At 63.2% G+C, this 11,324-nt stretch carries 8 protein-coding genes and 1 pseudogene; 7 read left to right on the top strand and 2 right to left on the bottom strand.

Annotated features, from left to right (window positions below; translation table 11 throughout):
• The first annotated feature begins 10 nt into the window (after nt 1-10).
• The 7 genes from QN413_RS10185 to QN413_RS10215 all read left to right on the top strand — a co-directional run bounded on the left by QN413_RS10185 (nt 11) and on the right by QN413_RS10215 (nt 9,885).
• A complete protein-coding gene (locus QN413_RS10185) occupies nt 11-3,379 on the top strand; it encodes an ATP-binding protein (RefSeq protein WP_323496492.1) in 3,369 nt (1,122 codons plus the stop codon).
• Complete coding sequence (locus QN413_RS10190; RefSeq protein ID WP_323496493.1) at nt 3,376-4,269, top strand: response regulator transcription factor; 894 nt, start codon at nt 3,376-3,378, stop codon at nt 4,267-4,269. The genes QN413_RS10185 and QN413_RS10190 overlap by 4 nt, the downstream gene beginning before the upstream one ends.
• 156 nt (nt 4,270-4,425) lie before the next feature.
• Nucleotides 4,426-5,772 (top strand): ABC transporter substrate-binding protein, encoded by a 1,347-nt coding sequence (locus QN413_RS10195; RefSeq protein WP_323496494.1) that lies wholly within the window; start codon nt 4,426-4,428, stop codon nt 5,770-5,772.
• A gap of 26 nt (nt 5,773-5,798) precedes the next feature.
• Nucleotides 5,799-6,659 (top strand): ABC transporter permease, encoded by an 861-nt coding sequence (locus QN413_RS10200; protein WP_323496495.1) that lies wholly within the window; start codon nt 5,799-5,801, stop codon nt 6,657-6,659.
• A gap of 34 nt (nt 6,660-6,693) precedes the next feature.
• Complete coding sequence (locus QN413_RS10205) at nt 6,694-7,548, top strand: ABC transporter permease (RefSeq protein WP_323496515.1); 855 nt, start codon at nt 6,694-6,696, stop codon at nt 7,546-7,548.
• Nucleotides 7,549-7,611: 63 nt separating this feature from the next.
• Complete coding sequence (locus tag QN413_RS10210) at nt 7,612-8,826, top strand: ABC transporter ATP-binding protein (protein ID WP_323496496.1); 1,215 nt, start codon at nt 7,612-7,614, stop codon at nt 8,824-8,826.
• A gap of 42 nt (nt 8,827-8,868) precedes the next feature.
• A complete protein-coding gene (locus tag QN413_RS10215; protein ID WP_323496497.1) occupies nt 8,869-9,885 on the top strand; it encodes an alpha/beta fold hydrolase in 1,017 nt (338 codons plus the stop codon).
• A gap of 6 nt (nt 9,886-9,891) precedes the next feature.
• Here QN413_RS10215 and QN413_RS10220 read toward each other — a convergent pair whose 3' ends face one another.
• Complete coding sequence (locus QN413_RS10220) at nt 9,892-11,037, bottom strand: acyl-CoA dehydrogenase family protein (protein WP_323496498.1); 1,146 nt, start codon at nt 11,035-11,037, stop codon at nt 9,892-9,894.
• 4 nt (nt 11,038-11,041) lie between these two features.
• Nucleotides 11,042-11,128 (bottom strand): annotated as a pseudogene (locus tag QN413_RS10225) (3-oxoacyl-ACP reductase); the annotation flags it as partial.
• Nucleotides 11,129-11,324 lie beyond the last annotated feature (196 nt).

Raw genomic sequence — 11,324 nt, forward strand, 5'->3', positions numbered from 1 at the left:
CGTCGTCCCGATGGAACCGACTCAGCGCATCGTGCCGATCCGGCGCGAATACAACGCTTGGGTCGCCGACGAAACCATCGAGGACTACGCGCTGCGCTACACGCCGCGAAGCTTCAGGAAGTGGAGCGAATTCCGGGTCGCGAACACCGCGCTGGGCGCCACTTCTTTTTTGGCGCTCGAAGCCATCGGCGCCTCCATCGCGCTGGACTATGGCTTCTTCAATGCCTTCTGGGCCATCGCGCTCGTCGGCATCTTCATTTTTCTGACGGGCATCCCGATCAGCATCTACGCGGCGCGGTACTCGGTCGACATCGACCTGCTGACGCGCGGCTCGGGTTTCGGCTACCTCGGCTCGACCTTCAGCTCGCTGGTGTACGCATCGTTCACCTTCATCTTCTTCTCGCTGGAAGCGTCGATCATGGCGTCGGCGCTGGAGCTGGGGCTGGGCATTCCGTTGTGGCTGGGCTATCTGATCTGTTCGGTGGTGGTGATACCGCTGGTGATGTACGGCATCACCATGATCAGCAGGCTGCAGGCCTGGACGCAGCCGCTGTGGCTGGTGTTGCTGGTGCTGCCCTACGCCTTTTTGATCATTCGCTGGCCCGACCATCTGACGGGGCTGATGCATGCGTCGTACGGCATCAACGACGGCCACTTCGACTGGCTGCTGTTGGGCGCGGCGGGTACGGTGGTCGCGTCGATGGTCGCGCAGATCGGACAGCAGGTCGACTCGCTGCGCTTCATGCCCAAGCCACGTGCCGGGCAGGCGTGGCGCTGGTGGACTGCGGTGCTGGCGGCCGGCCCGGGATGGATCTTGATCGGCGGCGCCAAGATGCTCGGCGGTGCAGTGCTGGCCTACCTCGCCATCCGCCAGGGCATGGCGCCATCCGAGGCGGTCAAGCCAACGCAGATGTACCTCGTCGGCTTCGCGCAGGTGCTCCGAGACCCGGCATGGATCCTGGCGTTGACCTGCCTGTTCGTCACGGTCTCGCAGATCAAGATCAACGTCAACAACGCCTACGCCGGGTCTCTTGCGTGGTCGAACTTCTTTGCACGGCTGACGCATGCGCATCCAGGACGGCTGGTGTGGCTGGTGTTCAACGTGCTGATCGGCGTGGCGTTGATCAAGGTCGGCATCTTCGACGTGCTCGAAGGCATGCTCGGCTTCTATGCGAACTTCGCGGTGGCGTGGATCGGCGCGCTGGTGGCAGATTTGGTCATCAACAAGCCGTTGGGGCTGAGCCCGCCCGGCATCGAATTCCGCCGCGCTTATCTCTACGACATCAACCCGGTCGGCTTCGTCTCGATGGGTCTCGGCACAGTGCTGGCGCTCAGTGCCTTCGTCGGCGTTTTCGGGCCGGCGGCGCAGGCCTTCAGCACGGCCATCGGCTTTTGCGTGGCCTTTTGCTGCGCGCCGCTGGTCGCGTGGATGACCGGCGGCAAGTACTACATCGCGCGGCAACCGGCGCCGTTTGCTGAAGGCACTTCGGTGGCTTGCGGGGTGTGCCAGAAGTCGTACGAGGTCGAGGACATGGCAAGTTGCCCTGCCTACGGCTGCAACATCTGCTCGCTGTGCTGCTCGCTCGATGCGCGCTGCAAGGATGTGTGCAAGCCGCGCACTGGCCTGGGGCATCAGTTCGCCGAAGCCTTCACACGCTGGGCGCCGAAGGTGTTGAAGGTCGCACTCAGCCGTCGCATGCACTACCTGGCATGCCTGCTCGGCCTCGCGTTGGTGCTCGGCGCCATTCTGTCTTTTATCGTGGCGCAGGAGGGGCAGGTGTTGCGCGAGCTGGCACCGGGCTCGCCCGCACTGTGGCACCTGATGCGCATCAAGATCGCCTGCGCGCTGGTCTTGCTGGTGGTGGCCATCGGCTCGTGCTGGTTGCTGCTGACGTCCGATAGCCGGCGCGTCGCGCAGGACGAGTCGAACCGGCAGGCGCTGCTGTTGCGCGAAGAAATCAGCGCGCATGAAGTGACCGACGCGGCGCTGCAGGCCGCGCGCCAAGTCGCCGAACGGGCCAACCAGGCCAAGAGCCGTTTCATCACCACGATCAGCCACGAGCTGCGCACGCCGCTCAACAGCATCCTGGGCTACGCGCAAATCCTGGAGCGCGACCTGAGCCTGCCGCCAAACCGCCGCGCCGCGCTGGAGGTAATCCGCAAAAGCGGCGACCACGTGGTGTCGCTCATCGATGGCTTGCTCGACATCGCGCGCATCGAGACCGGCCGGCTCACGCTGGTGCGGCAAGAGATCCATTTCGCCGACTTCCTGACGCAGCTCGCGGACATCTTTCAGCTCGAGGCGCGCAACAAGGGCATTGCGTTTTCGTACCAGCCGACCGATCCGTTGCCACCAGCGGTGCGCGGCGACCGCAAGCGACTCGCGCAACTGCTCATCAACCTGCTCGCCAACGCGGTCAAGTACACCGGGCGCGGGCAGGTGATCTTCCGCGTGCGCTATGCGACGGAGATCGCGACCTTCGAGATCGAAGACTCCGGTCCCGGCATCGCCGACGACGACATGGAGCGCATCTTTCTGCCTTTCGAGCGCGCCGACAACAGCGCGAGTCCGGCGGCCGGTGGCGTTGGTTTGGGATTGACGATCTCCAGTTTGCTGACCAGCCTGATGGGGGGCGAGCTCACAGCAAGCAGCCGCGTCGGGACTGGCTCGTGCTTCTCGGTGCGCCTCTTTCTGCCTTCGGTCGCACATCCGAAGATGCCAGTCGATGCCCCGGCACCGCGCCATATCAGCGGCTATGCAGGCGAGCCGAAGCGCGTGCTGGTGGTCGACGATGCGCCGGCCGACCGGCAACTACTGAGCGATGTGCTCGAGCCGTTGGGCTTCACCGTGATGCAGGCCGCATCGGGTGTCGAGGCACTGCGCGTCGCAAGCCAGTTCGCGCCCGACCTGATCCTGCTCGACATCGACATGCCCGAGATCGACGGCTGGGAGACGGCGCGGCTGCTGCGCGCCAATCGCATCTCGATGGCGCCCGTGCTCATCGTGTCGGCCAACGCCTTCGACAGCGACTTGCGCAACGACGTGGGCGTGACTCGCGAAGATTTCCTGATCAAGCCCTTTCGCATCGACGACTTGCTGGAGCGGGTGCGCACCAAGCTCGACCTGGTATGGGCGACGCCGGACGATGGTGTCGACTACGTCGAGACCGGCAGCAGTCGAACGATGTTGCCCGAAGCCAGCCTGCTGGTGCTGCGCCAGCTCGGCGACATGGGCTACGTGCGCGGCATCCTCGAGAAGCTGGAAGAGCTTGACCTGCTCGACACGCGTTATGCGCCGGTTACCAAGGTGCTGCGCGGTTGCGTGCAGCGCTTCGACCTGCAAGGCTTCGCACGCGTGCTGGAAGAGGGCAGCGTATGACGAGCGATCCCGGCGTGGTGCTGATCGTCGACGACGCCCCCGAAAACCTGGCGATGCTGCACGAGGCACTCGACGCCGCCGGTTACCGAGTGCTCGTCGCAACCGACGGCCAGAGCGCCCTCGACCGGGTGGCGTTGCTGATGCCAGACCTGATATTGCTCGACGCGATGATGCCGGGCATCGACGGTTTCGAGACCTGCCGGCGCCTGAAGACCGATCCGCTGACTGCCCACATCCCCGTCGTCTTCATGACCGGCCTGACCGAAATCGGCCACATCCTCGCAGGCTTCCAGGCCGGCGGCGTCGACTACCTCACCAAGCCGCTCAACCCGCCCGAGGTGCTGGTGCGCATCGTCGCGCACGTGCGCAATGCGCGGCAGATGGCCAGCGCACGCGACGCTGTCGATGCCGCGGGCCATGCGATGTTGTCGGTCGATTCAGCCGGGTGCGTGCGCTGGCAATCACCCGCCTCACGCGAGTGGTTGCGCGGCTATCTGTCGAGCGAAGGTCGCCTGCCTCCCGTGGCAATGGTGTGGCTCGACGCGCGCGGGCCGGATCCGCTGTCGGTCGTGGTCGATGGCCGTCGCCTGAGCCTGTCGCGCCTGGCCAGTGACGGCAGCGGCATCACGTTGCTGGTCCGCAAGCGCGCCAGCGTGCCCGAGCCGGAAGCATTGACCGGTGTTTGCGGACTCACCAGTCGCGAAGCAGAAGTTCTCTACTGGGTAGCGTGCGGAAAGATCAATCGCGATGTCGGCGAGATCCTTGGCATGAGTCCGCGCACGGTGGACAAGCATCTGCAGCACGTGTTCGAGAAGCTCAATGTCGAGACTCGGACTGCTGCGGCTTCTCTGGTGATGGACGGGACGTTATTTAGTCGCGCTTTTGTTTGAGTTGTTCGGTATGTGCAAATAGCTGTTTGCGCGGGCGTGTCTGGCGATCGTCCCCGTCATCAACACAAAACGCACTTATGCGCGATCCCACGTATTTGAGTAACGCGCTCGAGTCCCGACACTCGTCTTCATCGCAAACCCCTTTGGAGTGACACCATGACCGACGAGATCAACAAGCCCGCCACTGCGGTCACTGCCGCTGCAATCGCGCCTGGCACCAGCCGCCGCGGCATGTTGAAAGCTGCAGCCGGCGCCGCTGTCGGTACCGCGTTGGCAGGCATGCCGATCGCCGGATTTCCGCAGATCATGAAGCGCGACTTCCAGGGCATCACGCTTCGCCACATCGGCGTGTCGTATGCGGTGCAACGCGAGATCGGCGAGCAGGCTTCGAAGGACCTCGGTTTCAAGATCGAGATGCAAAACCTCGATACGTCGGCTTCCATCACCCGCTTTGTCACGCAGCCCAACAGCGTCGACATCGCCGACATGGAAGGCTGGCAGGTCAAGGTCGCGATGCAACGGCAACTGCTGCAGGGCATCGACTCCAAGAAGATCAAGGAGTTCGACGGCATCCTGCCGATCTTCACGACCGGCGTGTATGAAGGTCGCAAGATCTCGCGCCAGGGCATCTCGCCTTACGAGGTGATGTACACCGAGAGCGCCGCGGCCAAGAAAATCGTCGAAGGCCAGCAGCAATACCTGACCTTCCTGCCGCAGGTCTTCAACGCAGATTCGCTCGGTTATCGCCCCGACAAGGTCGGCCGCGAAGTCACCGAGTGGAAAGACCTGATCGACCCCAAGTTCGCCGGCCGCGCCGCCATTCTGGACATTCCCAACATCGGGATCATGGACGCTGCGCAAGCATTGGAGTCGCGCGGTGACCTGGTCTATGGCAACAAGGGGAACATGACCAAGAAGGAGATAGACATCACGATCAATGCGCTGATCGACCTGAAGAAGAAGGGTCACTTCCGCGCTTCGTGGAGCACCTTCGAGCAGTCGGTCGAGCTGATGGCTAGCGGTGAAGTATTCATTCAGTCGATGTGGTCGCCAGCCGTCACTGCCGTGCTGGAGAAAGGCATCCCCTGCGTCTACGCGCCAATGGCGATCAAGCCGAACGGCAAGGAAGGGTATCGCGGCTGGTGCAACGGCATGAGCCTGATGAAGCACCTGAGCGGCAAGAAGCTCGAAGCTGCCTATGAGTACCTCAACTGGTACTACTCGGGATGGCAAGGTGCGTACGTGGCACGTCACGGCTACTACAGCCCAGTGCCGCGCACTGCCAAGTCGCAGATGACGCCGGCGGAGTTCGATTACTGGTACATGGGCAAGCCCGCGGCCGAAGTCATCAAGAGCGACCACGGCCAGCCGATCGGCGCGGTCAACACGGTGCGCGACGGCGGCTCGCTGGCACAGCGCTTCTCGAACATCGCTTGCTGGAACACGGTGATGGACGAGAACCAGTACATGGTGCAAAGGTGGAACGAGTTCAAGGCTGCTTGATCGTTTGACGGGAGCGGAAGCGACGCATGCGCGAACGAACCAAGTCCTATCTTCAACTGACGCCGCTGGTGTTGGTGCTGCTGCTCTTCGTCGCGGCGCCGCTGGTGTTCGTGGTGATCGTCAGCTTCTTCAAGACCGACGGCTTCGACACCATTCCGGCCTTTACCTTCGAGAACTATCAGGCAATCCTGACCTCCGGCCTGACGGTGTCGCTCTACCTGAAGATGATCAAGTACGCGCTCATGACCTGGGCGGCGTCGGCGGTCATCGGTTTCTTCGTCGCGTACTTCCTGGTGTTCCACGTGCGTAATCGCACCGTCGCCATCGGCCTCTTCTTGCTGTGCACGGTGCCCTTCTGGACATCGAACGTGATCCGCATGATCTCGTGGATGCCGGTGCTGGCGGAGCAGGGCGCCATCAACACCGTGCTGATGAAACTCGGCCTCATCCGGGTGCCGTTGCGCATCCTGCTGTTCTCCGATTTCTCGGTGGTGGTGGCGTATGTACACCTGTTCACCATCTTCATGATCGTGCCGATTTTCAACTCGATGAGTCGCATTGACCGCAACCTTTTCGAGGCGGCGCGGGACGCTGGCGCGAGCCGCCTGAAGACGATGCTGCTGGTGGTGATGCCGCTCACCAAGTCCGGCATCGTGATGGGCTCGATCTTCGTCATCACGCTGGTGATGGGCGACTTCTATGTGGTCAAGGTGATGAGCGGCGGTGGCTCGGCGTCGGTGGTGTCGGCCATGTACGACAACGTGTCGACCTTGCTGTTCCCGCCGGCTGCGGCCTCGGCTGTGATCTTGCTGCTGATCCTGACGGCGTTGATCGCAGTGCTCACGCGTTTCGTCGACGTGCGGCAAGAACTCGTGCAGAAGAGGTAAGGGCATGGCGACACCTGCGGCAATGACCATGACGATGTCGGCCCCTGCGATCAAGCGTTCGGTGGGTGATGCGCCTGTGCGCCCATGGACCTTCTACGCACTTGCGCTGTTCTTCGCGGCCTACGTGCTGTTCCTTTACGGCCCGATGCTGTGCATGTACCTGCTGTCGTTCCAGGGCGAGCAGGGTGCCTTGTCTTTCCCGATGCGCGGCCTCTCGGTGCATTGGTTCCGTCAACTGTGGGAAGGCCGCAGCGGCGACATCGCCGGCGCGGTGCAGCGCTCGATTCCGCTGGCGCTGGTGGTGATGGTCGTCACGGTGGTCTTCTCTGTCGCGGCCGGTCTCGGCTTCCGCCGCAACGTGCGCGGCAGCACCGCCATTTTCTATGGCGTGATCATCGCGCTGACAGCGCCGGGCTACATCCTTGGCATCGGCATCGGATTGATGTTCAGCATCTTCGGCTGGCAGACCGACTGGACGACGTCGGCACTCGGCGCTCAGCTGTCGTGGACCTTGCCGTTCGGTGTGCTCATCACCTTCGCGGTGTTCGGCCGCTTCAACCCGGCGTATGAGGAAGCGGCGCGCGACATGGGCGCGACACCGGCACAGACGCTGCGCCTCATCGTGCTGCCCATATTGGCGCCCGGGATCATTGCGATCGCACTGTTCGGCTTCACGCTGTCTTACGACGAATTCGCCCGCACGCTGCAGACCACCGGCTCGCGCAACACCATGCCGATCGAGATCTGGAGCATGACGCAGAACGTGACGTCGCCCACGATCTATGCGCTGGGCACGGTGACGACGGCGATCTCGTTTCTCTTCATCGGCCTGGCAATCCTTGCCGTGGTGGTGATTCAGCGGCGGCGGCTGGCACCTTCGGCGCACTGAGGCGCCGAGATCGCACACACCGACTTCGCATCCATCTTCTATCGACTGCACGGCACCATGTACATGGACAACGCAACCTCAATTTCCGCCGTCACCTCACCACCGATTTCCGTCGGCGCAGTGGTGCCGACCGGAGCCCTTGATTCAGCACACGGCGGCGTCGTTCTGGCCGCACTGACCAAGCGCTACGCCGACGGCACCACCGCCGTCGACAACATCGACCTGCGCATAGAGGCTGGCACCTACTGCTGTCTGCTCGGCCCGAGCGGTTGTGGCAAGACGACGATGCTGCGGATGATCGCTGGTCACGAGACGCCGAGCGAAGGCGCCATCCTGATCGACGGCAAGAACGTCATCGACAAGTCGCCGCGCGAGCGGGGCACGGCGATGATGTTCCAGAACTACGCGCTGTTCCCGCATCTCTCCGTGCGCGACAACGTGGCCTTCGCGATGCGCGTGCGTGGCGTTGCAAAGAAGGAGCGGATGTACGAGGCCGATCGCGTCATCGAGCAAGTGCAACTGACCGCATTGACCGACCGCTTGCCGGGCCAGCTGTCCGGCGGCCAGCAACAGCGGGTGGCATTGGCCCGCGCCATCATCATGCGGCCGACCGTGCTGCTGCTGGATGAGCCGTTGTCGGCCCTCGACGAATTCCTGCGCCTGCAGATGCGGGGCGAGCTGCGCGGCATGCAGCGCGAGCTGGGCATTACCTTCGTGCATGTGACGCACACACAGCTCGAAGCCATCGCGGTGGCCGACCAGGTGGTCGTGATGGACAAGGGCCGCATCGCGCAGTCGGCGCCGCCGCGTGAGATCTATGCGCAGCCGCGCACCGAGTACGTCGCGGCCTTCATCGGCGGCCAGAACGTGATGCACGGCGAGGTGGTCGAGCTCGATGCCGGCCTCGTCACCTTGCGCGGTGCGCAGGGCGCTTGCTACCGCCTGCCGCGCGAGGATTTTGCCGGCTCGACCTTGGGTTCGACCTCGGTCGCGATCGGCACCGGCGTCTCCTTTGCGGTGCGCCGCGACCGCATGCGCGTCACCGGCGAAGACGATGCGATGGTGCTGGCCGTCAACACCTTGCGCGGCCGCGTCCGTGAGCTGGAATACCAGGGTATCTACATGAAGGTGAGCCTGGTCACCGACGACCCGACGGCGCCCGGCTGCGTGGTCTACGTCGAAGAGAACACCTTCTTCGGCGACCCCGTGTCGGTGGGCCAGCGCGTGTGCTGCAGCTGGGCCGCGACCGAGGCGCACGGCCTGGCCGCGATGGCCTGAACCGAACTCTCCCTAATTTTCACCCCCGACCAAGGAACCACCATGACCGACTACAAGATGTTCGACCTCGGCGATGTCGTTCTGCAGTGCAAGAAGACGCTGCGCGACGTCAAGCTGGCGTACAAGACCTTTGGCACGCTCAACGCGGCCAAGGACAATGTCATCGTCTACCCTACCTGGTATTCAGGCCAGCACTACGAGAACGAATGGCTCATCGGTGCAGGCATGGCACTCGACCCGGCCAAGTACTTCATCATCATTCCCAACATGCTGGGCAATGGTCTCTCGACCTCGGCCAGCAACTATCCGGCACCGTACAACGCATCGCGATTTCCGGACATTACCGCCTACGACAACGTCAAGTGCCAGCACAAGCTGGTGACCGAACTCTTTGGCATCGAAAAGGTGGCGCTGGTCACGGGCTGGTCGATGGGCGCGCTGCAAACGTACCACTGGGGAGCGATGTACCCGGACATGGTCGAACGCATCCTGCCGTTCATGGGCTCGGCCAAGTGTTCGCGCCACAACCACGTGTTTCTCGAGGGTGCCAAGGCCGCGCTGCTGGCCGACGTCGCCTTCGAAGACGGCTGGTACACCTCGCCACCGACCAAGGGCCTGCGCGCCTTTGGCCGCGTCTATGCAGGCTGGGGCTTCTCGCAGGCGTTCTATCGCCACAAGCTCGACATGGAGGTGATGGGCTACGCCTCGCTCGAAGACTTCATGGTCGGGTTCTGGGAAGGACTCTTCCTGAATCGAGACGCGAACAACCTGCTCACGATGCTGTCGACCTGGCAGAACGGCGACATCAGCAACAACGAGCTGTTCAACGGCGACTTCGTCAAGGCACTCGGCGCGATCAAGGCCAAGGCGATCGTCATGCCGGCGTCGACCGACCTGTACTTTCCGCCCGCGGACAACGAGTTCGAAGTCGCGCACATGCCCAACGCGACGCTGCAAGTGGTCGAGACGCATTGGGGCCACTTCGCCGGCGGTCCGGGCACCAGCCCGGCGGACATCAAGGTGCTGGACGATGCGTTGAAGGGCTTGCTCGCCAGCTGAGTTCGGCTAAAGCTTGCGCGCGATCAGATCTTTCATGACCTCGGTCGTGCCGCCGTAGATGCGCTGCACACGCGCATCCGCGTACATCCGCGCGATCGGGTACTCGGCCATGTAGCCGTAGCCGCCGAACAGCTGCAGGCACTCGTCCGTCGCCTTGCACTGCTGCTCGGAGCACCACCACTTGGCCATGTAGGCGGCCTCGTTGTCGAGCGTGCCATCGAGCAGGCGCTGCGTGCAGTCGTTGACGAAGGTGCGCACCACGTGCGCCATCGTCGCGACTTCGGCGAGCTTGAAGCGGGTGTTCTGAAAGTCGAAGACGCTCTGGCCGAAGGCCTTGCGTTCCTTGGTGTACTCGACCGTCACTTCGAGCGCGCGCTCGATCACCGCAGCGGCGGAGACGGCAAGCAACATGCGCTCGTAGGGCAACTGGCTCATCAGCTGGATGAAGCCGTCGCCCTCCTTGCCGCCCACCAGGTTGTCGGTCGGCACGCGTACGCCGTCGAAAAACAGCTCGGCGGTGTCGGAGGCGTGCTGGCCGATTTTTTCCAGCCGGCGCCCCACACGAAAGCCCGGCAGGTCTTCGGTTTCGAGCACGACCAGCGACACGCCACGGCTCCCCGCCTCACCGGTGCGCACCGCCAGCACCAGCAGGTTGCAGGTGAAGCCATTGGTGATGAAGGTCTTGGCGCCGTCGATGACATAGTGGTCGCCGTCGCGCCGAGCTTTGGTGCGCAGTGCCTTCAGATCGGAGCCGCAATTCGGCTCGGTCATGGCGATGGCGGCCAGCATGTCTCCGCTCGCGAGCTTGGGCAGCCAGCGCTGCTTTTGTTCTTCGGTGCCGTAGGCCAGGATGTAGTGCGAGGCGATGGAGTGAACCGCTGTGTTGCCGGGGATCTCGGCCTTGGCGAGCTCGTCTTGCACCACCAGCTGATAGGCGAGATTGGCACCGGCGCCACCCCAGCTTTCGTCGATTTCGGGCAGCAACAGGCCCATGGCACCGAACGGCTTCCACACCTCGCGCGGGATAAAGCCCTGACGGCGCCAGCCGTCGAGCTGTGGCGTCATCTCACCGGCGATATAGCGTCGCGCCTGTTCGCGGAACGCGTCGATCTCTTCACTCATCCATTCGTGGCGGTGCAATTGAGGCAGCATGTTCTTAGATTCCTGTGAGTCCGCCGGCGCACATCAGAGTTTGTCCGCTGACGTAGTCCGATTCCGGAATACACAGACGGTACACCGCGCCGGGGTCGTACCGGCGCCGTCACGTCGAGCCGCAAGGGGCTACGTCAATCAACGTATTCGCCGCCACGCGACCGCTTTGCAGAATGACTTTCGTCTAACAAGCCCCAGACAAGGTTGAATCATGATTCACGGAGACATATCGAGCAGCAAAGACACCGTCGGCGTGGCGGTCGTCAACTACAAGATGCCGCGGCTGC

This window comes from Variovorax sp. LG9.2 (assembly GCF_035018885.1).
Taxonomy (GTDB): Bacteria; Pseudomonadota; Gammaproteobacteria; order Burkholderiales; family Burkholderiaceae_C; genus Variovorax.

Excerpts from the sequence above, each read along its gene's own strand:
- QN413_RS10185 (WP_323496492.1), top strand. The coding sequence starts at position 11 with ATGGAACCGACTCAGCGCATCGTGCCGATCCGGCGCGAATACAACGCT.
- QN413_RS10190 (WP_323496493.1), top strand. The coding sequence starts at position 3,376 with ATGACGAGCGATCCCGGCGTGGTGCTGATCGTCGACGACGCCCCCGAA.
- QN413_RS10195 (WP_323496494.1), top strand. The coding sequence starts at position 4,426 with ATGACCGACGAGATCAACAAGCCCGCCACTGCGGTCACTGCCGCTGCA.
- QN413_RS10200 (WP_323496495.1), top strand. The coding sequence starts at position 5,799 with ATGCGCGAACGAACCAAGTCCTATCTTCAACTGACGCCGCTGGTGTTG.
- QN413_RS10205 (WP_323496515.1), top strand. The coding sequence starts at position 6,694 with ATGTCGGCCCCTGCGATCAAGCGTTCGGTGGGTGATGCGCCTGTGCGC.
- QN413_RS10210 (WP_323496496.1), top strand. The coding sequence starts at position 7,612 with ATGGACAACGCAACCTCAATTTCCGCCGTCACCTCACCACCGATTTCC.
- QN413_RS10215 (WP_323496497.1), top strand. The coding sequence starts at position 8,869 with ATGACCGACTACAAGATGTTCGACCTCGGCGATGTCGTTCTGCAGTGC.
- QN413_RS10220 (WP_323496498.1), bottom strand. The coding sequence starts at position 11,037 with ATGCTGCCTCAATTGCACCGCCACGAATGGATGAGTGAAGAGATCGAC.